Origin of the sequence: Pseudomonas resinovorans NBRC 106553, from assembly GCF_000412695.1 — a bacterium.
Taxonomy (GTDB): domain Bacteria; phylum Pseudomonadota; class Gammaproteobacteria; order Pseudomonadales; family Pseudomonadaceae; genus Metapseudomonas; species Metapseudomonas resinovorans_A.
Window position 1 is genome coordinate 2,704,957 of record NC_021499.1, and the last position, 21,559, is coordinate 2,726,515.

Below are 21,559 nucleotides of genomic sequence, written 5' to 3' on the forward strand. Positions count from 1 at the left end.
TGCTGGATAACAAACACCGAACATCGCGCCCCGTGGTTTCGAATCAGCCTGCCCGCATCGTCTTCGCCGCCGAAAACAGTGGCCGGCAGCGAGCCACCGCCAATACACCATGCTTATTGAGGGGCACGCTTGATGATCAACGCGGTACGGGCATTTCCGTTCAGTGAAGGAGGCGGTTCGAAGATGCGTCGGGTGCGGCTGGCATCCGCACTGGTAGCGAGCCTGTTGTCTGGGCCGGGGTTGGCCGCCCGCTTCGAACTTCCGTCCGATGGCAGTTCAGTGGTGGGTGCCAGGCAGGTCGTCATCGCGCGTTATGAAGACACCTTTGCCGATCTGGCGGAGCGCTTCGATCTCGGCTATCAGGAAATGCTCGACGCCAATCCCGGCGTGGATGCCTGGTTGCCGAAGGTCGGTACGCCGATTCAGATCCCCACCCAGTTCTCCCTGCCGCAGGGGCCACGTGAAGGGGTGGTGATCGACCTGGCTGCACTCCGTCTCTACTACTTCCCGAGCGGAACCCGGCTTGTTTACACCTACCCGCTAGGCATTGGCCGCGAAGGGTGGGCCTCACCGGTGGGCACGACCCGCATCACGGAGAAGGTCGCCAACCCCTCCTGGTTCCCTACGCCGTCGATTCGCGCCGAGCACGCGGCGGAGGGTGATCCGTTGCCAAGCCGCGTGCGGCCTGGGCCGGACAATCCACTCGGCCCCTACAAGATACGGTTGGGAATACCTGCGTACCTGATTCACGGTTCAAACAAGAAGTTCGGCATCGGCACCCGTACCAGCCATGGTTGTTTCCGCATGTACAACCAGGATGTCGCAGAGTTTTTCGCGAACGTGAAGGTTGGCACAAAAGTGCGAATCATCGAGGGAGTCAGGGTCGCGAAAGCTGAGTAGGGTAGGGGCGGCAGCACGCACCCGGCGACGCTTCGCTGGCAATCCGATAGCCTCGTCATCAGCCGCCGTTGGTGAACGAAACCCGTGCGGTGCCAACCCACGAACTGAAGGATCAGCGAATGAGTACCCGTATCGAGATTGCGACGAACCCGGGCGAGGAAGAGCGCGCGGCCATCCTCAGGCCCTTGCGGGCTCATAACCTGGCCAAGGCGGGAGATCCGAAGCCGGAGGCGGTCGCCCTCGTCGTCCGCGATGAGCAGAGCGACGAGATCATTGGCGGACTCTCCGGCGAGATTTTTTATCGTTGGCTGTTCATCGAACTGCTGGCCATCCCTGAGCAAGCGAAGGGGCAGGGTATCGGAGCCCGGTTGATGAAGATGGCTGAAGACCTGGCGCGCGAGAAAGGCTGCGTCGGCATCTGGCTGGATACCTTCGATTTCCAGGCGCCGGGCTTCTACCAGAAGCTTGGCTATACCGAGTTCGGTCATCTCGATGATTTTCCGCCCGGGCACAAGCGCTTCTATTTCCAGAAGCGCTTGGGCTGACGCGCACCACCGCTCGTTGGGTTTCGCTTCGCTCTACCCAACCTACGAAAGCGAGGGGCGTGTGCGGGCGGAGGAGGCCCGTCATCAATGCACGTCGTGGATTCTCCGAACCCGTAGGAACGAGCTCTGCTCGCGAAGGGGAGCTCGACTCCTGCGGGATGGGAGGGTCAGGCCTGCATGGCGGCGTCGTGCACATCCATGGCCGCCTGGCGCAGGGCCTCGGAGCGGGTCGGGTGGGGGTGGCAGGTGAGGGCGATGTCTTCGGCGGAGGCGGAGAACTCCATGGCTACGCAGTATTCGCCGATCATCTCGCTGACGCTCGGGCCCACCATGTGCACGCCGAGGATTTCGTCGGTGCGCTCGTCCGCCAGGACCTTCACGAAGCCTTCGGTCTCGTGGTTGATCTTGGCCCGGCTGTTGGCGGTGAAGGGGAACTTGCCCACCTTGTAGGGGCGTCCTTCGGCCTTCAGCTGTTCCTCGCTCTTGCCCACAGTGGCCACTTCCGGACGGGTGTAGATGACGCTGGGGATGAGGTTGTAGTTCACCTCGGCGGCCTGGCCGGCGATGCGTTCGATGCAGACGATGCCTTCGTCCTCGGCCTTGTGCGCCAGCATCGCGCCGGAGGTGACGTCGCCGATCACCCAGATCCCGGCCGCGCTGGCCTGGTGGCGGTCGTTGGCGAGCATGCCGCGGCTGTCGGTGGCCAGGCCCACGGTTTCCAGGCCCAGGCCTGCGGTGTAGGGGCGGCGGCCGATGGCTACCAGCACGTAATCGGCCTTCACGGTCTCGGCCAGGCCGCCGGCGGCAGGTTCGATGGAGAGCTCGACGCCGGTCTTGCTGGTCTTGGCGCCGGTGACCTTGGAGCTGAGCTTGAAGCTCATGCCTTGTTTGGTCAGGGAGCGCTGCAGGGTCTTGCCGGCTTCGTCGTCGAGGCCGGGGCAGATGCGGCCGAGGTATTCCACCACCGTCACCTGGGCACCCAGGCGACGCCAGACCGAGCCCAGTTCCAGGCCGATCACCCCGGCACCGATTACTACCAGGTGCTTGGGCACTTCCGGCAGGGAGAGAGCGCCGGTGGAGTCGAGGATGCGTTTGTTGTCGATGGTCACGCCGGGCAACGGGGTGGGTTCGGAGCCTGTGGCGATGACGATATTGCGCGCTTCCAGGGTCTGCTCGGAGCCGTCGGCGGCGGTCACCACCACCTTGCCGGCGCCGGCGATGCGGCCCCAGCCCTTGACCCATTCCACCTTGTTCTTGCGGAACAGGAACTCGATGCCCTTGGTCAGGGCGGCGACGCTGTCGGCCTTCTGTTTCATCATCTGCGCCAGGTCGAGCTTGGGCTCCACCTGGATGCCCAGGGTGGCGAATTCCTTGCCCGCCGCCGCTTCATACAGCTCGGAGGCGTGGAGCAGGGCCTTGGAGGGCATGCAGCCGACGTTCAGGCAGGTACCGCCCAGGGTTTCCCGGCCCTCGATGCAGGCCACCTTCATGCCCTGCTGGCCGGCCTTGATGGCCGCGTTGTAGCCGCCCGGGCCTCCGCCTATCACCACCACGTCGTATGCGCTCATGGGTTGTTCCTCGGTTGAGATTCGCAAGTTGAAAGCAGAAGCCTAGTGGACAACGCCGAGCCTTCCAGCCTGGCAATATCCTGCGTGTATTATGGTCGTAATATTATTCTTGCCATGCGTTCCGTCAAGGTCCGCCGGCTTACCAGTCCAGGCGCAGGCGGCTGTCGAAACGGCGCGCTTGGCCGCTGATGGGGTCGATGAAGTCCAGGCTGCGGGCCAGCAGCTTGAGCGGGCGCTGGTAGTCGTCCGGGCCGCCCTTGTCGGTCAGTTCGGGGTAGAAACCGTCGTTGCAGATGGGCGCACCCAAGGCGGCGAGGTGCACGCGCAGCTGGTGCTGCTTGCCGGTGATGGGGGACAGGTCGTAACGCCAGAGGTCGCCGTGCTTCTCCAGCACTTCGAGGCGGGTGCGGCTATTGGGCTCGCCGGCGACCTCCTGCATGCGGAAGAAAGGCTCGCCCTTGGCCAGGCGGGTCTCCCGCAGCAACGGGAAGTCCAGGCCGGGCAGGGCGGGGGCGATGGCTTCGTAGCGCTTGTGGATCTCGCGGTCGCGGAACAGCGCATGGTAGATGTTGCGACTGGCCGGGTTGGCGGAGAACAGCACCAGGCCGGCGGTGTGCCGGTCGATACGGTGCAGCGGCACCAGGTGCGGGTTGCCCAGGCGCCGCGTCAGGCGTGCCTGCAGGGTTTCCTCGACGTACTCGCCGGCCGGCATCACCGGCAGGAAGTGCGGCTTGTCGGCCACCACCAGGTGCTCGTCGACGTGCAGCACCTGTTCCTCGAAGGGAATCGCCCGCTCGCCCTTCACCTCGCGGTAGTAATGTACCCGCAGCGCTTCCCGGTAGGGATGCGCAGGACCCAGCGGATTGCCCGCACCGTCCGTCACCTTGCCGCTGTTCATGCGCTCCAGCCAGGTCTCGCGGGGGATGGCGGGAAAGCGCGCGCAGAGGCAGTCGAGCACCGTGGGCCAGTCGCCCTGGGGCAGGTGGAGGATGCTGGGACGGATGCTGGGGGTGTGGGACATGGAGTGTTTCGGCGAGTTTCAGGGGCGAGGCATTAGGCCGCAGCGGACTGACCGGAGTCAAAGGCAGAGGATAGAATGCACCGGCCGTGCGCCCGCGGGCAGGAGCCCCGCCGCGATGGACGCCCCGTTGCAGGCGCACGCCAGGATATTTTCAGAAGAGGATCGATTCATGTACTTCAAACCCGTTTCCCTCAGTCTCGCCCTGGCCGGCCTGCTCCTGGCCGGCTGCAGCTCGACCGACAAGCCCGCCACTCCCGCAGCCGAACAAGCCCCGAGCGCAGCGCTCTCCGGTACCTGCGACAGCGCCGCCGTGGCTTCCCTGGTGGGCAAGAGCGCCGATACCGCCCTGGTGGAACAGGCCAAACGCCAGTCCGGCGCCGAAACCGCCCGTGTGCTGCAACCCCACCAGCCGGTGACCATGGACTACAACTCCCGCCGCCTGAACATCGACGTCGATGACGCTGGTGTGGTCAAGCAGTTCTCCTGCGGCTAGAGCAGCCGCAACAGCGCCACGCCTGCCGCGATCACCCCGCATGCCAGCAGGCGGATCGGCGGCAGCGGCTCCTTGAGCAGCAGCGCGCCGATCAGCAGGGCGAACAGCACGCTGGTTTCCCGTAACGCGGAAACCAGCGCCACCGGGGCCTGGGTCATGGCCCAGATGGCGATGCTGTAGGCCGCCAGGGACATCGCCCCACCCGCCAGGCCGCCGCGCCAGTGGGGCCCGAGTTGCAGAAAGGTCCCTGGCCCCCGGGTCAGGGCGATCACCGCCGCCATCACCGCACCGTTCACCGCGAACAACCACATCGAGTAGGACAGCGCATCGCCATTGCTGCGCGCCCCCGTGGCATCGGCCAGGGTGTAGCCGGCGATGAACGCCGCCGTCATCAGCGCGCAGCCCAGCAGCGAGCGGTTGAGCCCGCTCTTGCCGTGTCCGCCGCGTACCGCCATCAGCCAGATGCCACCCACCAGCACCAGCAGCCCGGCCAGTTCGCCGGCGGTGAGGCGGTCGCCCAGGAGCAGCACCGCCAGCAACGCCACCAGCAGGGGCGAGCTGCCCCGCGCCAGTGGGTAGACCTGGCCCAGGTCACCATGCTGGTAGGCACGGGCCAGGTAGCTGTTGTAGCCGATATGCAGCAACGCGGAGAGGCCGATCCAGGGCCAGGCTTCGGGCTTGGGGAAGGCCACGAAAGGCAGCGCCGCCAGGGCGACGAGGCCGGCCGCGATCTGGATCAGGGAGGCGGTGAGGAAGCGATCGAGACCGATCTTCAGCAGGGCGTTCCAGCCGGCGTGCAGGGCGGCGGCGGTGATGACCAGGAGGAATACCGGGGTGTCCACGCGGGGCTGTCCTTGGCACGGGGGAAAGGGATGGATAGTGCCATAGGACGGTGGGGGGCAGGGGAGCCCTCACAGGTGGAAGGCGACCGCGCGGTGCAGATTTTTGTGGGGGCGATTTCAATCGCCAAGCGGGCCGCAGGTCCGCCGTTGGGCATGGCCGGGGCAGCTGCGCTGCCCTTGGCGAATGAATTCGCCCCCACAGACTTTGCAAAGGCGGGGGGCTCAGATCCGGAAGCTGCCCACCAGTTGCTGCAGGCGTGCGGCCTGCTGGTCGAGGTCGGCGCAGGCGCGCAGGGTGGCCTGGAGGTTTTCCACGCCTTCCTGGTTGAGGGTGTTGATCTCGGTGATGTCCATGTTCAGCGAGTCGACCACGGCAGTCTGCTCCTCGGTGGCGGTGGCCACCGACTGGTTCATGCCGTCGATCTCGCCGATGCGGTTGGTCACGCTGCCCAGGCGTTCGCCGGCCTGGTTGGCGATTTCCACGCTCTGCTCGCTGTAGCGCTGGCTCTCGGTCATGGTGCTGACCGCCTCGCGGGCGCCCACCTGTAGTTCCTCGATCATCTGCTGGATTTCCTGGGCCGACTCCTGGGTGCGGTGGGCCAGGTTGCGCACCTCATCCGCCACCACGGCGAAGCCACGGCCGGCTTCCCCGGCGCGCGCCGCTTCGATGGCGGCGTTGAGCGCCAGCAGGTTGGTCTGCTCGGAAATGCCTTTGATCACTTCGAGGATCTGGCCGATGTTCACCGTCTTGCTGTTCAGGGTCTCGATGTTGCCGCAGGAGGCACGGATCTTCCCGGACAGCTCGTTCATCGCCGAGATGGTGCGCTCCACCACCTGGCGGCCGTCTTCGGCCAGGGTGCGCGCGGAGGAGGCCTGGTGCGAGGCGTCGGCGGCGTTGCGGGCGATCTCCTGGGCGGCGGCGCCCAGCTCGTTGATCGCCGCGGCGACGCTGTTGGTGCGATTGGCCTGCTCGTCGGAGTTGCTCATGGACGAGTTGGAGGCGTTGAGCACCAGCTTGGCCACCTGGTTGACCTGGGTGGTGGCCGAGGACACCTCGCGGATCGAGCCGTGGATACGCTCGACGAAGCGGTTGAAGGAGGTCGCCACGGCGCCGAATTCGTCGTGGGCCTGCACGGTCAGGCGCTTGGTCAGGTCGCCGTCGCCTTCGGCGATGTCGCGCATGGCGTGGCCGAGCTGATGCAGCGGTTGCATCAGCAGGCGGATCAGCATGCCCAGCAGCAGCACGGTGGCGGCCACGGCGATCAGGGTGGCGATGATGGCCGAGGTGCGCACTTCGTCGAGCATGGCGAAGGCGGCATCCTGGTCGAGCACCAGGGCCACGTACCAGTTGGCCGAGGGCAGGCCCTCCAGCGGGGTGAAGGCGATGAACTGGGTCTTGCCGTCCACCTCGATCTCGCTGACGCCGGCCTGCACCTTCGGGGTGTCCTGGGGGTAGACCGTGTCGATGCCCTTGAGGATGTAGCGGCTGTCCGGGTGCAGCAGCACCTTGCCCTGGGCGCTGACCAGGAAGGCATGGCCGTGGCCCTGGAACTTCAGCGAATCCAGCAGCTGGGCGATGCTCGCCAGCTCCATGTCGGCGCCGGCCACGCCGACCATCTGGCCGTCCTGGCGCACCGGGGTGGCGATGGTGATCACCAGTTTCTGCGAGGACGCGGCCACGTAGGGCTCGGTGAGCGCGCTGCCCTGGGCGGCGTTGGCCGCCTGGTACCAGCCACGGGCGCGCGGGTCGTAGTCGGCGGGGCGGTTGCCGGCGGGCACCGAGGTCATGGCGCCATCCGCGCCGCCGAAGTAGGTGAGCTGGAAGCGCTGGCCGTACACCGGCAGATTCAGCGCGGCGTGCAGCGGATCGCCCTGCTGGCCGTTGGCCGAGAGCTGCTGGGCCAGGGACTCCACCAGCTGGATGCGACCTTCCAGCCAGGTCTTGATATTGCGGGTGGCCAGGCTGCCCACTTCTTCCAGAGAGGCGTGCACGTCGGCGTTCAGGGCCTGGCGCTGGCGGTAGTCGTTGAACAGCACGAAGAGGGTGAAGGCCACGATCATGACCAGCGAGGCGGCCAGCAGGATCTTCTGGCTGAACTTCAGGGTGGAGGGCATCGCAAGGTATCCGTCCTAGGTGTCGGCGGGGTACGCCGGTGGCCGCGCGCAGGTTGTGCCTGCGGCGGGTCAGTCGATCCAGGGGCGCGCACCACGGGTTTATCCCGGCGCCGCAAAGCGGGTCGGGGAGGCGGGAACGGGGTGCTGGGGGCTGCCTGGATCACGGCCGCCGGGGTATCGACGTGCCGCGTGCCCTCACCGGTTGATGGTTATTGTCCGGAGTGGGGCGATTTTCGCGCTCCCGGCAGAGCTGCCGGGAGCGGGGTGCGAATGCTGGCATTTTGACGTCAAATGCAGAATCGCCGTTAGTCGGATTTGCGGCAAAGATGTGCAGCATTGAGTCGGGGCAGGGGTGTTGTGGGGGCGAATGCATTCGCCCCCACAGGTTCGTCACAGCTGTTTCAGCATCTCCTCCAGGTGCACGTACTCCATGTGGTGCGCGGCGGCGACGCTGCCATTGGTGAGGCGCCCCTTGGCCACGTTGAGGCCGTGGCGCAGGTGCAGGTCGTCTTCCAGGGCGCGGCGGGTGCCTTTCTGCGCCAGGGCGATGACGAAGGGCAGGGTGGCGTTGTTCAGCGCCAGGGTGGAGGTGCGCGCCACGGCGCCGGGCATGTTCGCCACGCAGTAGTGCACCACGCCATCGACTACATAGGTGGGCTCGGCATGGGTGGTGGCCCGCGAGGTTTCCGCGCAGCCGCCCTGGTCGATGGCCACGTCCACCAGCACCGCGCCTTCCTGCATGCGCGCCACCATTTCCGCGCTGACCAACTTGGGTGCCGCCGCGCCGGGAATCAGCACGCCGCCGATCACCAGGTCCGCCGCCAGCACCTGTTCGCGCACGGTAGCGTGGGTGGAGTAGAGGGTGGTGATGCGATTGCCGTAGAGGGCATCGAGCCGGCGCAGCGCATCGACGTTCTTGTCCAGCACGCTGACATCGGCGCCCAGGCCCACCGCCATGGCCAGGGCATGGGTGCCCACTACGCCGCCGCCGAGCACCACGATCTTGCCCGGTGCCACGCCCGGCACGCCGCCGAGCAATACGCCACGGCCTCCACGGGCTTTTTCCAGGCAGCTGGCGCCGGCCTGGATCGACATGCGTCCGGCCACTTCCGACATGGGCGCCAGCAGGGGCAGGCGACCATGGCTGTCGGTGACGGTCTCGTAGGCGATGCAGGTGGCGCCGCAGGCGATCAGTTCTTCGGTCTGGGGCCGGTCGGGTGCCAGGTGCAGGTAGGTGAAGAGGGTCTGCTCGGGGCGCAGTCGCGCGCGTTCCTGGGTCAGGGGTTCCTTGACCTTGACGATCAGTTGGGCCTGCTCGAAGACCTCCCCGGCGCTGCTGGCCACCTTGGCACCGGCCGCGCGGTAATCCTCGTCGTCGAAGCCGATGGCGGCGCCCGCCCTGGTTTCAACCCAGACGTCATGCCCGAGGCGGGTCAATTCGGCCACTGATTGCGGGGTCAGGCCGACCCGGTATTCGTGGTTCTTGATCTCCTTTGGCACTCCGATACGCATGGCGACCTCCAGGGTTCTTGTTGTCCTTTGACAAGTGTAGAAACCCGGCCGGGGCGGCCCCGCCGAATACTGGTGGGTTTTCAGGGGATCTCCCTGAAAAATGCGGGGAAAACAGGGCGTAACGGAAAGACGGTCACTCTCCCTGGTCCTTTTTTTCGCTCCTGTGGATGCCGCCGAGCAACTCCACTGGCATGGGGAAGACGATGGTGTTGGTCTTGTCGGTGGCGATCGAGCCCAGGGTCTGCATGTAGCGCAGCTGCATGGCGCCGGGCTGGCGGCTGAGCATTTCCGCCGCTTGCATGAGCTTTTCCGAGGCCTGCAGCTCGCCTTCGGCGTGGATCACCTTGGCCCGCCGCTCGCGCTCCGCCTCGGCCTGGCGGGCGATGGCGCGGATCATGGATTCATTGAGGTCGACGTGCTTGATCTCGACGTTGGAGACCTTGATCCCCCAGGCGTCGGTCTGGGCGTCCAGGGCCTGCTGGATATCGACGTTGAGGCGTTCGCGCTCGGCGAGCATCTCGTCCAACTCGTGCTTGCCGAGCACCGCGCGCAGGGTGGTCTGGGCGAGCTGGCTGGTGGCCATGAGGAAATTCTCCACCTGGATGATGGCGCGCTGGGGGTCTAGCACGCGGAAGTAGACCACCGCGTTGACCTTCACCGAGACGTTGTCGCGGGAGATGACGTCCTGGGGCGGCACATCCAGCACCACGGTGCGCAGGTCCACCCGCACCATCTGCTGGATGGCCGGGATGATCAGCACCAGCCCCGGTCCCTTGACCATCCAGAAGCGCCCGAGCTGGAACACCACGCCCCGCTCGTACTCGCGCAGGACGCGGATGGCCGAAGCCGCCAGCACGATGGCCAGGAACAGGAGGGTGGCAAAACTCAGGGGAACAGCCATGGTCAGTCTCCTTGGGGCGGTCGGTCGTCCGCCGTCACGTCCAGCATCAGTCCGTTGCGCGCCAGCACACGCACGCGCTGGCCGCTCTTCAGGGGCTGGGCGCTGCGTACCTGCCAGCGCTCGCCCTGCAATTGCACCCAGCCACTGCGCGGGTCGTCCAGGGTCTGTTCGAGCAGGGTGGCCTCGCTGCCCACCAGGCCGGCGTCGCCGCTGACCAGGGCTTTTCGCCGGGCGCGCAGGGCCATGGCGAGAATGGCGAAGATCACCAGCGCGCTGGCCAGCGCGATGGTGATGATCAGTGCGAGGGGGATGCCGTAGCCGGGCACGTCGGTGTCGATCAGGATCACCGCGCCTACCACGAACGCGGCGATGCCGCCGAAGCCGATGATGCCGAAACTGGGCATGAAGGCTTCCGCCACCATGAACAGGATGCCGAGCAGGATCAGCGCGACCCCGGCGAAGTTCACCGGCATCAGCTGCAAGGCGTAGAGCGCGAGGATCAGGCAGATGCCGCCGACCACGCCGCCGACCGCGCTGCCCGGGTTGGAGAATTCGAAGATCAGCCCGTAGACGCCGATCATCATCAGGATCAGCGCCACGCTGGGGTTGGCGATGACCGCCAGGATCCGCGCGCGCCAGTCCGGCTCACGCTGCACCAGCGGCGCACCGGCGGTGGCCAGGGTGATCTTCTGCCCGGCGACTTCCAGGGTGCGGCCATCCAGTTGGCGGAGCAGGTCGGGGATGTCACGGGCCAGCAGGTCCACCACCTTCAGGTGCTGGGCATCGCTGGCGGACAGGCTGACCGACTCGCGCACCGCCCGCTCGGCCCAGGTCGCGTTGCGCCCGCGCATTTGCGCCAGGCCACGGATATAGGCGGCGGCATCGTTGACCTGCTTGCGGGTGAGGGTTTCCTGGTCATCCGCCGGCTTGGCCTTGTCGTCCTTGGATTTTTCGTCCTTGTCGGCGGCCGGCTTGTCGCCTTGCGGTTGGCCGGGCATGCCGCCGATTTGCACCGGCGTCGCCGCGCCCAGGTTGGTACCGGGCGCCATGGCGGCGATATGGCTGGCGTAGAGGATGTAGGTGCCGGCGCTGGCGGCGCGCGCTCCACTGGGGGCGACGAAGCTCGCCACCGGCACCGGGCTGGCGAGGATCGCCTTGATGATGCTGCGCATGGAGGTGTCGAGGCCGCCGGGGGTGTCGATCTGGATGACCACCAACTGCGCCTTGTCGGCCTCGGCGCGTTGGATGCCACGGGTCAGGTAATCGGCCGTGGCCGGGCCGATCGGACCGTCCACGGTCAGCACCGTGACGCTTGCGGCGGCCAGCAGGGGGCCGGGCGCCAGCAGGGCCAGACACAGGAGCCGGCCGAGCAGCCAGCGGATCATGGGGGCCTCCCGAAATGCCGTGTTCACCTACAGCATAGTTGAGGCCTTTTGTCGGGTATTCGGGGCACGAGCCTTGTAGGAGCGAATTCATTCGCGATGGGGACCACGCCGGCCTCCGGCCTGCTTCGCGAATGAATTCGCTCCTACGGCGTGTCTTCCTGTTGGATTCGTCCGTTAGAGAGCGGCGTGGAACAGCGGCTTGCACGCCTTGGCGATCTGCTCGATATGGCGCTGGTCGGTGCCGCAACAGCCGCCCATGACATTGATCTGTGGCAGGCGCTGGCGTAGCCGGGCGTACTGGGCCCCCAGTTCCGCGGGGTCGCCGCTGTCCAGGGCGACGGCATCGTTCAGCTCGGCGTGGCTCTTGCGCGAGGCGTTGGCGCGCAGACCGCGTATGCGTTGCACCCGGCGATTGCTCGGCGTCAGCACAGCCTCGAAATGGTCCGGGTGGGCGCAATTGATCATGTAGTAGGCGGGGTAGGAAGCGGTGGCGCTGTCGACGGCCTCGATGGCCTCCAGCAGGCCCTGGCCGGTGGGCAGCCTGCCGTCGGTTTCCACGGTGAAGGCGATTACCACGGGCATGTGCGCGTCCCGGGCCGCCAGGGCGATGCCCACGGCTTCGTCGGCGTAGTTCATGGTGAGGGCGGTGATCATATCGGCGGCGGTCTCGGCGAATATGCCGATCTGTTCGCTGTGGTATTGCTGGGCCTGGAAGGGGTCCATGACGTCGTCCGGGATGTAGCCGTCGCCCCGGGGGCCGATGCAGCCGCTGATCACGATGGGGATGTTGGCGCTGCCCGCTTCACCGCCCACTTCGCTGCGCAGTGCCTGGAGCAGGGCGATGGCCTGGCGGTTGGCGTCGGCCAAGCCCTGGGGCGTGAAGCCAAGGTGATTGGCCCAGTCAGGGTTGGCGCGCCAGGTGGGGCTTTCCAGGATCAGGCCGGTGCCGTACTGGCGGGCGATGGCGCAGTAGCTGAGGAAGTACTTGCGCAGGGCTTCCTGGCCATCGGGGTAGTTGAGCAGCACGAAGGCGGCGAAGTCCGGCAGGGCGATGCCCTCGTGGAAGACCAGGGTGGTCTCGATGCCGCCATCGGTAAGGAAGAGTTCGCCCTGCAGCTGTGGCAGGGCGCCGCGAAACTGGGCCATCAGCATGACTCCTGACCTGTGGACGTTGGCTGTCCGCAGTGGGCTTCATGGCGAAGGTGGTGCGGGCAACCGCTTGGCCTCGGGCGGGTTCCGTGGTGGTTGGGCTGGCCCGTAGGCGCCACGCCGGGCGGGCTTTTGCGTTCGGCGGGTAACAGAAAAGGCTAGCACCCGCGCGGGGCGCGGCCCAGCGGGCTGATGGGTGGGGATTCGGGGTGTGGTCTTTCTTGTGGGGGCGAATTCATTCGCCAAGCAGACCGTAGGTCTGCCATTCGATCATCGAGGGGCAGCTGCGCTGCCCTTGGCGAATGAATTCGCCCCTACTGGTTGCGCTCGTGACGGTAGGCGCTCACCGCTTCGTAGACCGACTTGCGCAGGCGGTTGATGCCGCCGATGGGGCGGTGCTCCGGCAGCCCGTGCCAGGGGTTGAAGGAGAGGTTGTCGCAGGCCAGGTTCTGCTCGCGGCTGTCGAAGTCCTGGGCCGGGACGCGGATGGTGGCGACGGTCACGAAGGGCGAAATGGATTCATCCCACTCGACGCTGGTGTCCTCGATAGGCATGTAGTACTGGGCGTTCTGCTTCTGCACCTGGAGGGCGAAGCAGGCCGGCACGCGGTCCAGGGACAACTGCTGGTAGAGGGCGTTGCGGAGGAAGTTGGGCAGCGCGGTGTTCTGCTCGGGCACCTGGTAGGGCGGGCAGCTCTGCGGATCGGGAATGACCCGGTACTTGATGTTGGCCGCGCCCAGCTTGTAGGGGGAGATGGAGCTGTAGGTGGCGCTGACCGGGCTGTCCGGGGCCGGGGCCAGGGTCTTCAGGGCGATGATCAGGTGGCGGATTTCCCAGCGGCGCGGGTCCAGGCTGGGGAAGAACGCGGCGATCTTCTGGCCGTTGGCCTGGGCGTTGAAGTTCTGCCGGTACTCGGCCACGTCGCGGACGAAGAACACCGGGTGGTTGAACATCACGAAATCCTGTTCGCCCAGGTGCGTGGCGCCCTTCATCATTTTCTCGCCCGGCACGTCGAGCAGCTTGATGGCCATGCCACGGGCATCGCGCACGCGGTCGAACTGCGGGAAGGCGTTGCCGTTGGACAGGCGCATCCAGGCCTGCCAGGTTTTCGGCTCGGCGAAGACACCGGCGCGCAAGTCGGCGTCGAGGCCCGGCAGGACGCTGACCTCGGCCTTCACGCAGCCGTGGGCCTTGGCGTGGGCGTCGCGCAGTACGCGGGTGTTGTCGCGGTGCTGTTCGACGATGCGGATGGCGTCGTCGATGATGGCGCGGGTCTGCGCCGCCTCATCGGCGGGGATGACCTCCTCGGTGGACACCGGGCCGGAGAATTTCCAGCCGTAATAGGCCTCGCCGGCAATCCAGCCGACCAGGCCGACCACCAGCAATACCAGGAGGAGCTTGCCGACCAGTCGGCCGAGCCAGAGCCAGAAGCGCTTGAGCATGGGTATTCGAGTCCTTTATCCGCTTCAGTTGGAGCAATCCGGGCCGGGCGTCCAGGGCCTGGCTTCGACGGGGGAGAGCCGGCCTTCCAGCTCCGCGTTGCCCAGCACCTTGAGGTACTCGATCAGCGCCAGGCGCTCGTCCGGCTGCAGGGCGCGGCCGATCACGCCGTCCTTGCGGCAACCGTCGCGGAATTCGTGGCCGCTGTTGCCGTTGCCACGCACGCGGGTATCCAGCAGGAAGCTGCCGGGGAATTCCCGGGTCTGGAATCCGACGAACTTTGGGTCGTACTCGAAGCTGCCCACATGGAACTGGCTGGCGCGCTCGCTGACCGGCGAGAGCAGCTGGAACAGGGTGGGCACCGAGCCGTTGTGCAGGAAGGGCGGGGTGGCCCAGATGCCATCCAGCGGGCGCGCCTTGTAGCCACGTTTCTCCTGCACGCCGATGGGCAGGCCGAAGCCGTTCATGCGCCCGCGCTCTTCGTCGGAGATGCCGGCCCGCTTGTAGGCCTGGTCTTCCACGAAGGCGGTGATGTAGGCCAGCCCCTTGGCACTGGAAATATTCTTGAAGTCCACCTGTTCGAGGGTGGCGCCGAACAGCCTGACGTCGAGCTTGGCCAGTTGCTCGTGGGTCCAGCCCAGCTTGCTGATGTCGAAACGGTGGTCGGCGATGTTGTCGGCGGTGGTGGTGTCGGTGCCGATCACCTCGATGGGCACGATGCGCAGGTGCCATTCCGGATCGCGGCCGGGGGCCATGCGCTGGTCGGCGGGTACCACGTTGGGGGCGTGGCAGTAGGCGCAGTTCTCGGCGAACAGGGCGCGGCCCTGGCTGGCGCGGGCCAGGTCGATCTTGCCGAACACCGCTTCCGGCCAGGCGGGCGGGGCCAGGTGCTTGAGGGTTTCTTCCAGGGTGTAGAGGTCGCGCACGCGCACGCTGGAGGCGTAGCGATCGGCTTCGGCCACCTGGCCGCCGTCGGGTTTGAACAGGTGCAGGCTGGCGCCCACGCCCAGGGCTTCGCCCAGGTTGCGCGCCATGGGCTGCATGGCGGAGCCGTTCCACTGCACCCAGTCGAACTTCCAGATGTCCCAGAGGTGCGGGTAGCTCACCGGGGCGTCGGCGATGCGGTAGTTGTCGGGGCTGATGACGTCGCCGTAGACGCTGTTGGCGATGCGGCCGAAGGCGTCGGTGCGGCCGAAGCCTTCCTCGGTGGGGTAGAGGCCGCGGTGGGTGTCGTTCCACGCGGTGCCCAGCAGGCGGTCGAGCACCGCTTTGAACTCGCGGCGCAGTTGGTCCTTGCCTTCCGGGTAGCCCTCGCCCAGCACGGCCTTGGCGAAGCGATTGAACTTCAGCGGGTTGTAGTAGGTGAAGGCCATGCTCATGCCCAGCGCCTGGCCGAAACCGCCGCCGCGCAGGGTGGGGACGGTGGAGGCGAGGGAGTGCAGCGCGGCGCCGCCGTCGATGCGCACGGCCTGGCCCTTGTAGCGCAGCTCGCCGGTGTGGCAGGCGGCGCAGCTGATGTCGAGGTACTGCTTGCCGGTGCGCTCGTCCTCGTGGCGGGCCATGCCTACCGGCAGGTTGCCGGGGTTCAGCGGGGTGGCCTGCTGCTGCGGGTCCACCAGGAAACCGAAGCGCGCGAGGTACTCGGGGCGGGCGAAACGGTCGCTGGAGAAAGGCAGCTCCAGGGCGGTGAACCACTCGTAGCGCAGGCCTTTAACCGTGGTGCCCTGGGGGGTGTAGTAGTAGGTCTGGCGCTGCTGGTCGCTCCATTGCTGCAGGTAGTGCAGTTGGCTGGGCGCCTGGTAGGTCGGCAGGTTGGGGTTGGCGACGTAGTAGAGGACAACCGCGAGGCCGGCGAGCAGGAGGAGGAGCACCAGCCAAAGGACACGGCGTAGGACGCGCATCAGATACTTCCTTGTAGCTTTGTTTAATTTCCTAGGTTATGCCAATCGGTGGGGGTATTGGCAAGGTGCTACTACGTAATAGTGCTAAGGGCTTCGCGGATAAAGCACCACGGCCGCGCGCTGCTTGTGCTGGCCGAATCGGCTGATGCGGTCGAATTCCCGGTGGGTGACCGGCACATGCTGACAGTCCTGCAGGCGCCCTTGCAGGCTGCGCTCGGCGTTGGGGTCGTGCAGGTAGATGAAGTTGCGGTCGCAATCGGTGACCAGCACCCAGTGGGTCGCGCGGCTGCGGCTGCGACGATGGCCGTCCACCAGCACCAGGGGCTGGCCACCGGCATCCAGCAGGGGGCGCAGGTCCAACTGGTCGCTGAGGTGCTGCTCGATGTCGGTGTCCTGCAGGGCGCTGCAGAAGTCCTCGTGGGCCTGGCGGATCACCTCGCGCTTGCCGGCGTTGCGGACCTCGTCGAGGAAGGGCGGCCCCTGGTGGCTCAGTCGCAGGCTGACCCGGTAGCCGCGCCGCCAGGCCGCCAGCGCCAGGCCGTGGGGGCTGCAGCCGCCGTGGCCGCCGGGCATGTGCACGCTGCTGGCTTCGCGCCACAGGCGCAATTCGTCTTCGGCGGTTCCGCTGATCACGCTGTCCAGGGCGCCCATGGCCATCAGCAGGCAGGCCGGGCCGCAGGTGAATTCGGTGGTCTGGTGGTAGTAGGGCACGGCGCGGTGCAGGGCCTGGGGATGCCGCACCACCCGTTTCTCCATGCGCGTGGCTTCGCGGTGGTCGGGGAAGAAGTCGGTCAGCAGCCCCAGGTCGCTGTAGCCATTGCGCTCGAACAGGGCCACCGCCGGGCGATCGTCAGGGCAGACCTCCAACCGCAGGTAGGCGCAGTCATGGTCGCGGGCGGCAGTTTCGGCCGCCTCCAGCAGGCGCTGGCCGATACCGTTGCCCCGGGCCCGTGGCTCGGTGGCGATGGAGTGCAGGCGGGCGAGGGGGCTGCCCTGGCGGAACAGCACCAGGGTGTAGCCGAGGATGCGGCCGTCGCCCTCGGCCAGTATCAGGCTGGCGTTGGCTTGGGCGAGCATCCAGCGGAACTGCTGGCGACCGAGGCGAGGCGCCTCGAAGCAATGGCCCTCGAGCTCCACCAGCGGCGACAGGTCGTCCAGCGTGGCGGCACGCAGATTCAGTTTCATGGCAGGCCCCGCAAGGCAGGGAGTGAGCTGCCCGAGTATTGGCCTGTATTGGAACGCTGTCGAGACGCTTGTCGGGTAGGGCACAGGGCCTTAAGCGCGAACGGAAATTGGCCCTATAGAGAAACGTTCCATAGCGCGTCAAAGTTATTGCTAGCGTTACAGATTGAGGCTTCAACCTATTGTTTTTATTGATAAATCAATTTTTTGACGTCAAGGAAGGTCTATCGTGGAAGCTCCCTCCGCCGCACCGCGACGTCTCTTGGTGGTCGATCCTTGCGATCACTGCCGGCGAATCCTCCCACACCTCGAAGAGGCGGGCTGGTCGGTTTCCAGCCAGAGCCTCGACCAGGCCCTGGCGGCGAGCTACGACATCGGCCTGCTGCGTCTGCGCAGCGAGCACCTGGAGCGCCCGGAAGGGGTCAAGCACCTGATCAGCCGCAGCGGCACCGAGTGGATCGCCCTGATCGACCCTGTTGGTGAGCCGGCCGATGGTATCGAGGAGTTCATCGGTGAATGGTTCTTCGACGCCCTGATCCTGCCGGTGGACCTGCCGCGCCTGCAGGGGCTGCTCGGCCGCGCCTTCGGCATCGCCCGCCTGCGCGGCATCGGCAACCGCCGTGGCGACCAGCACGAACTGCTGGGCCAGAGCCGCCCGCTGCGGGACCTGCGCAAGCAGCTGGCGCGCCTGGGGCCGAGCGAGAAGCCGGTGCTGATCTGCGGTGAAAGCGGCAGCGGCAAGGAGCTGGTGGCGCGGACCCTGCACCGGATGTCGCGACGGGTGGCCGGTCCATTCGTCAGTTTCAGCTGTGGCGTACTGCCGGATGGGGAAACCGCCAACCTGCTGTTCGGTCACCAGGGCAAGCTGGCCTCGGCCAACGGCGGCACCCTGTTCCTCGATGCCATCCACGAACTGCCCTCGGGCTCCCAGGAACGCCTGCTCACCTGCCTGCGCGGGAAATCCCTGCATTACGCCGACGGCGAGGTGCTGCCCCTGGACGTGCGGGTGCTGGCCTCCGCGCGGGACGAACTGGCCGAACTGGTGGAGCAGGGGCGTTTCCATCCGGGGCTGTACCAGTGGCTGGAGCAGCATCGGCTGGTGATCACGCCATTGCGCAAGCGCCAGGGCGATATCGCTCTGTTGGCGGGGTATTTCGTCGACCTCTACAGCCTGGAGGCCGGGCGCCGGCCCAGCCATTTCAGCGAGGAGGCGTTGGCCGCCATGGCCCGTCATCGCTGGCCCGGCAATGTGCGCGAGCTGGCCAGCCGGGTGCGGCGTGGCTACGCGCTTGCGCAGAACGGGCCGATCGAGGCGGATGACCTGGGACTCAAGAGCGCCCCGGTGGACGGCGCCTTGCTGGGAACGCTTGAGGATTACAAGCGCCGGGCGGAATACCAGGCGCTGTGCGACGCCCTGGCCCACTACAGCAGCAACCTCAGCCTGGCGGCCAAGGTGCTGGGGGTGTCGCGGCCGACGTTCTATCGGCTGTTGCACAAGCATCAGCTGTTGTAGTCGTGAGGGGGCGGCGGTGCCGCCCTTCGCGAATGAATTCGCTCCTACTGGCCGGCGGCGGGTTACATGCCGTTGGCGAAGGCCGGGATGCTCATGTCGATGGCTTCGCGAACCGGCTTCAACGCGTCGGCATAGCGGGCCAGGATGTCCAGGTCGTAGTCCAGGCGTGCGCGAATGCGCTCGTCGTCTTCGCTCACCGCTTCGACGTCGTTCAGCACCTTCTCCACGCCGCGCACGATCAGGTGCTCCGGCAGGTAGCAGAGACGGCAGTTCTTGTAGCTGGACGCGCGCAGCTCGCTGATCGGGTAGCCGCCGCCGATACCGGAGGAGACACCCACCAGCAGGCCCGGCTTGTGCGCCAGCTCCGCCTTGCTGGCATAGATGAAGAAGTTCTTGATGGCCGGGCAGGCCATGCCGTTCCACTCGGGAGCGATCACCACCACCGCGTCGGCACTGCGCAGCTGCTGCTGGTACTGGCTCCAGGGGCCGGTGTCGTCGGCTGGCCAGAGCGGCAGCGGGCCTTCGCCCAGGTCGATGATGCTGCAGCTGCTGGGGCTGGCCTTGTCGAGTTCGATCAGGCGCTGGCGAATGAAGCGGGCGACCTTGCCCGATTGGCTGTTGGCGCGGCTGGAGCCGGCGATCAGGACGAAGTTCAGCATCTTGGGGTTCCTTGTTTAGACCGCGGGCAGGCTAGCTGGCGGCTGGCTCGCCGGCAAGCGAGAGGGCGCCAGAGTGGAACACCAATGACGCCAGAATGAGGGAGGGTTGGGGTGAGGGGGCGTCTCGGCACGGACTGCTTTTGTAGGATGGGTTGAGGTACGAAACCCATCGAGTCCGAGTGATGGGTATCGCGTCGCTCAACCCATCCTACGAATGGAGAGAGCCGGGAGGTCAGGCGCGGAACTGGTCCATCAGCCCCTGCTGGTGGTTGGCCAGGCGGTTCAGGGCCTGGCTGACCTGGGCGGATTCCTGGGCCTGGCCGGAGAGGGACTCGGTGACATCGCGGATCGCCGCCACGTTGCGGTTGATCTCCTCGGCCACCGCGCTCTGTTCCTCGGCGGCGCTGGCGATCTGCAGGTTCATGTCGGTGATCACCGTCACCGCATCGCCGATGCGTTGCAGCGCGGCCACCGCCTGCTCCACCTGCTCCACGCTGCCCTGGGCCTGGCGGTGGCTGCTGTGCATCGAGCCCACCACTTCGCGGGTGCCGTGTTGCAGGCCCTCGATCACCTGGCGGATTTCTTCCACCGAGTCCTGGGTACGCTTGGCCAGGTTGCGGACTTCGTCCGCCACCACGGCGAAGCCACGCCCGGCCTCACCGGCACGGGCCGCCTCGATGGCGGCGTTGAGCGCCAGCAGGTTGGTCTGTTCGGCGATGGCGCGGATCACTTCCAGCACCGAACCGATCTGGTCGCTGCTGACGGAGAGGTTCTGCACTTCTTCCATGGCCGCGCTCATCTCGCTGGCCAGTTGCTCGATGGCGCTGGTGGTGCGGCCGATCACGCCAAGGCCCTCGCGGGTGGCATGGTCGGCGCCGCGGGCGGCTTCGGCGGCCTGGGCGGCGCTGCGGGCGACGTCCTGGGCGGTGGCGCTCATCTCGTGGGAGGCGGTGGCCACCTGGTCGACTTCGCGGTACTGCTGCTGCATGCCGGCGCTGGTCTGGCTGGCGATGGCGGCGGACTGGTCGGCGGTGCCCCGGGCGTCCTGCACCGAGCGTTTCACGTCGGCGATGATCGGTTGCAGCTTGTCGAGGAAGCGGTTGAACCAGCCGGCCAGCTCGCCGAGTTCGTCCTGGCGGGCGTAGTCCAGGCGCCGGGTCAGGTCGCCTTCGCCGCTGGCGATGTCCTTGAGCATGCTCGCCACGCCGAGGATCGGCCGGGTCACGCCACGGGCGGTGAGCCACACCAGCAGCAGGCCGGCGACGGCAGCGGCGAGGCCGATCAGCAGGCCGCTGAGGTTGGCGGTCTGGTTCTGTTGGGCGAGTTGGGCTTCCAGTTTCAGGGCCGGTGCCTGGAGTACCTTCCCCGGCACTTCCAGCAGCACGCTCCAGGGCGCCGCGGTGGGGATCGGTTTGAACGGCTGCATCACCCGCAGCATGCCGGCGTGGTTCATCTCCTCGGCCTTGCCGGCCTGGAGGTTGGCGGCGATTTCCGCCGCATCACTGCCGAAGGCCTTGTCCAGCTTGGCGCTGAGCAGGCCGGCATCGCGGCTGTGGCCGGCGAGCAGCCCGGCCGGGCTGATGATGCTGACGTGGCCGTTGCCTTCATAGAGTTCGCGGTTGCCGGCCAGGCTCAGCTGCTGGAGGCTTTCCAGGCTGATGTCGAGGCCCATGACGCCCACGGTCTTACCGTTCAGTTGCAGCGGGAAGGCGATGCTGGTCATCAGGGTCTTCTTGCCGCCAACGTCATCGAAATACGGGTCCAGCGCGCAGGCCTGGCCGGTTTTCATCGGGCAGGTGTACCAGGCGTTGTAGGGCGCGCCGCTGGGGCCGATGCTGGCGTCGGCGAGCAGCTCCTCGGTCATGGACTCGGATTCCAGCTTGCCGGGGGTAGGTTGCGCCCAATAGAGGGAGAAACGGCCCTTGTCGTTGCTGCCCAGTTCCGCCTGGTCGATGAAGAGTTCGTCCTTGCCGTCCAGGGCGTTGGGCTCGAACACCAGGTACAGGCCGAGGATTTCCGGGTTGGCCTCCAGGCTGGTGCGTACCTGGCGGGTCAGGTCCTCGCGCAGGTCGAAGGCGTCGAGGAAGCGCTTTTCCGCCTGTTCCTTGAGGAACAGCACCTGGCGCGAGAAGCCCTTGCCGTACTGGTAGTTGTCCATGAAGTAGCGCTGGATGCGGATGGCCTGCAGCTCGGCGCGGGCCTGCAGGCGCTGGCGTGCGCTCTGGTCCAGCATCTGGCTGCTCTCGGCCTGCACGAGCTTGGCGCTGCGCTTGGACTGGTAGAGCGATGAACCGATCAGCAGGGTCACGATGGCCAGCAGGCAGAGGCCGGACAACAGTGTGATCTTCCACTGGATGGACAGGCGATTGAACAGCATTGGTTTTTCCTTCTGTCTCGTCGGAACTACATTCGTTGTCGGCGCGGGTGGCGATT

The 21,559-nt window shown here is 66.7% G+C and carries 16 protein-coding genes and 1 pseudogene; 4 read left to right on the plus strand and 13 right to left on the minus strand.

Translation table 11 applies throughout. From position 1 onward, the window contains the following. Positions 1–183: 183 nt before the first annotated feature. A pseudogene (locus PCA10_RS12195) lies at positions 184–870 on the plus strand (L,D-transpeptidase family protein); the annotation flags it as partial. A 149-nt stretch (positions 871–1,019) separates the two neighbouring features. Beyond that, entirely contained in the window at positions 1,020–1,445 is a 426-nt protein-coding gene (locus PCA10_RS12200) for a GNAT family N-acetyltransferase (RefSeq protein ID WP_016492393.1), read from the plus strand. A 167-nt stretch (positions 1,446–1,612) separates the two neighbouring features. On the opposite strand, the gene lpdA is transcribed toward PCA10_RS12200, so the two are convergent. Both lpdA and PCA10_RS12210 read right to left on the minus strand, forming a co-directional pair. After that, a complete protein-coding gene (gene lpdA / locus PCA10_RS12205; protein ID WP_016492394.1) occupies positions 1,613–3,013 on the minus strand; it encodes a dihydrolipoyl dehydrogenase in 1,401 nt (466 codons plus the stop codon). Between the two features lie 139 nt (positions 3,014–3,152). Further along, positions 3,153–4,034 carry a pseudouridine synthase gene (locus PCA10_RS12210; protein WP_016492395.1) on the minus strand — a complete coding sequence of 294 codons (882 nt, stop codon included), beginning with the start codon at positions 4,032–4,034 and terminating at the stop codon, positions 3,153–3,155. Between the two features lie 169 nt (positions 4,035–4,203). On the opposite strand from PCA10_RS12210, the gene PCA10_RS12215 reads away from it, so the two are divergent. Beyond that, complete coding sequence (locus PCA10_RS12215) at positions 4,204–4,527, plus strand: I78 family peptidase inhibitor (RefSeq protein ID WP_016492396.1); 324 nt, start codon at positions 4,204–4,206, stop codon at positions 4,525–4,527. On the opposite strand, the gene PCA10_RS12220 is transcribed toward PCA10_RS12215, so the two are convergent. From PCA10_RS12220 to PCA10_RS12260, 9 genes are all read right to left on the minus strand, one after another. Continuing rightward, positions 4,524–5,369, minus strand: coding sequence for an EamA family transporter (locus PCA10_RS12220; protein WP_016492397.1), 846 nt, complete (start codon positions 5,367–5,369; stop codon positions 4,524–4,526). The genes PCA10_RS12215 and PCA10_RS12220 overlap by 4 nt on opposite strands. Positions 5,370–5,591: 222 nt before the next feature. Continuing rightward, positions 5,592–7,484, minus strand: a complete 1,893-nt coding sequence (locus PCA10_RS12225) for a methyl-accepting chemotaxis protein (RefSeq protein ID WP_016492398.1) — start codon at positions 7,482–7,484, stop codon at positions 5,592–5,594. Positions 7,485–7,874: 390 nt separating this feature from the next. Further along, positions 7,875–8,996: an alanine dehydrogenase gene (ald, locus tag PCA10_RS12230; protein WP_016492399.1), complete on the minus strand. Its 1,122-nt coding sequence runs from the start codon at positions 8,994–8,996 to the stop codon at positions 7,875–7,877. A gap of 133 nt (positions 8,997–9,129) precedes the next feature. Then, positions 9,130–9,897, minus strand: a complete 768-nt coding sequence (locus PCA10_RS12235; RefSeq protein ID WP_016492400.1) for a slipin family protein — start codon at positions 9,895–9,897, stop codon at positions 9,130–9,132. A 2-nt stretch (positions 9,898–9,899) separates the two neighbouring features. After that, positions 9,900–11,282 (minus strand): NfeD family protein, encoded by a 1,383-nt coding sequence (locus tag PCA10_RS12240; protein ID WP_016492401.1) that lies wholly within the window; start codon positions 11,280–11,282, stop codon positions 9,900–9,902. A gap of 174 nt (positions 11,283–11,456) precedes the next feature. Continuing rightward, positions 11,457–12,428: a homocysteine S-methyltransferase family protein gene (locus PCA10_RS12245; RefSeq protein ID WP_016492402.1), complete on the minus strand. Its 972-nt coding sequence runs from the start codon at positions 12,426–12,428 to the stop codon at positions 11,457–11,459. A 317-nt stretch (positions 12,429–12,745) separates the two neighbouring features. Beyond that, entirely contained in the window at positions 12,746–13,873 is a 1,128-nt protein-coding gene (locus tag PCA10_RS12250) for a catalase family protein (protein ID WP_016492403.1), read from the minus strand. Positions 13,874–13,897: 24 nt separating this feature from the next. Next, positions 13,898–15,772: a di-heme-cytochrome C peroxidase gene (locus tag PCA10_RS12255; protein WP_016492404.1), complete on the minus strand. Its 1,875-nt coding sequence runs from the start codon at positions 15,770–15,772 to the stop codon at positions 13,898–13,900. Between the two features lie 84 nt (positions 15,773–15,856). After that, positions 15,857–16,957, minus strand: a complete 1,101-nt coding sequence (locus tag PCA10_RS12260) for a peptidase C39 family protein (protein WP_016492405.1) — start codon at positions 16,955–16,957, stop codon at positions 15,857–15,859. A 223-nt stretch (positions 16,958–17,180) separates the two neighbouring features. Here PCA10_RS12260 and PCA10_RS12265 point away from each other — a divergent pair, with 223 nt between their 5' ends. Further along, positions 17,181–18,467 (plus strand): sigma-54-dependent transcriptional regulator, encoded by a 1,287-nt coding sequence (locus PCA10_RS12265; RefSeq protein WP_041770233.1) that lies wholly within the window; start codon positions 17,181–17,183, stop codon positions 18,465–18,467. A 62-nt stretch (positions 18,468–18,529) separates the two neighbouring features. Here the strand turns inward: PCA10_RS12265 and PCA10_RS12270 are convergent, their stop codons facing one another. Together PCA10_RS12270 and PCA10_RS12275 are read right to left on the minus strand one after the other, a co-directional pair. Continuing rightward, complete coding sequence (locus PCA10_RS12270) at positions 18,530–19,126, minus strand: NADPH-dependent FMN reductase (protein WP_016492407.1); 597 nt, start codon at positions 19,124–19,126, stop codon at positions 18,530–18,532. 232 nt (positions 19,127–19,358) lie between these two features. After that, on the minus strand, positions 19,359–21,503 hold the full coding sequence (locus PCA10_RS12275) for a methyl-accepting chemotaxis protein (protein WP_016492408.1): 2,145 nt from the start codon (positions 21,501–21,503) through the stop codon (positions 19,359–19,361). Between the last annotated feature and the right edge of the window lie 56 nt (positions 21,504–21,559).

Excerpts from the sequence above, each read along its gene's own strand:
- PCA10_RS12200 (WP_016492393.1), top strand. The coding sequence starts at position 1,020 with ATGAGTACCCGTATCGAGATTGCGACGAACCCGGGCGAGGAAGAGCGC.
- lpdA (WP_016492394.1), bottom strand. The coding sequence starts at position 3,013 with ATGAGCGCATACGACGTGGTGGTGATAGGCGGAGGCCCGGGCGGCTAC.
- PCA10_RS12210 (WP_016492395.1), bottom strand. The coding sequence starts at position 4,034 with ATGTCCCACACCCCCAGCATCCGTCCCAGCATCCTCCACCTGCCCCAG.
- PCA10_RS12215 (WP_016492396.1), top strand. The coding sequence starts at position 4,204 with ATGTACTTCAAACCCGTTTCCCTCAGTCTCGCCCTGGCCGGCCTGCTC.
- PCA10_RS12225 (WP_016492398.1), bottom strand. The coding sequence starts at position 7,484 with ATGCCCTCCACCCTGAAGTTCAGCCAGAAGATCCTGCTGGCCGCCTCG.
- ald (WP_016492399.1), bottom strand. The coding sequence starts at position 8,996 with ATGCGTATCGGAGTGCCAAAGGAGATCAAGAACCACGAATACCGGGTC.
- PCA10_RS12235 (WP_016492400.1), bottom strand. The coding sequence starts at position 9,897 with ATGGCTGTTCCCCTGAGTTTTGCCACCCTCCTGTTCCTGGCCATCGTG.
- PCA10_RS12240 (WP_016492401.1), bottom strand. The coding sequence starts at position 11,282 with ATGATCCGCTGGCTGCTCGGCCGGCTCCTGTGTCTGGCCCTGCTGGCG.
- PCA10_RS12245 (WP_016492402.1), bottom strand. The coding sequence starts at position 12,428 with ATGGCCCAGTTTCGCGGCGCCCTGCCACAGCTGCAGGGCGAACTCTTC.
- PCA10_RS12250 (WP_016492403.1), bottom strand. The coding sequence starts at position 13,873 with ATGCTCAAGCGCTTCTGGCTCTGGCTCGGCCGACTGGTCGGCAAGCTC.
- PCA10_RS12255 (WP_016492404.1), bottom strand. The coding sequence starts at position 15,772 with ATGCGCGTCCTACGCCGTGTCCTTTGGCTGGTGCTCCTCCTCCTGCTC.
- PCA10_RS12260 (WP_016492405.1), bottom strand. The coding sequence starts at position 16,957 with ATGAAACTGAATCTGCGTGCCGCCACGCTGGACGACCTGTCGCCGCTG.
- PCA10_RS12270 (WP_016492407.1), bottom strand. The coding sequence starts at position 19,126 with ATGCTGAACTTCGTCCTGATCGCCGGCTCCAGCCGCGCCAACAGCCAA.
- PCA10_RS12275 (WP_016492408.1), bottom strand. The coding sequence starts at position 21,503 with ATGCTGTTCAATCGCCTGTCCATCCAGTGGAAGATCACACTGTTGTCC.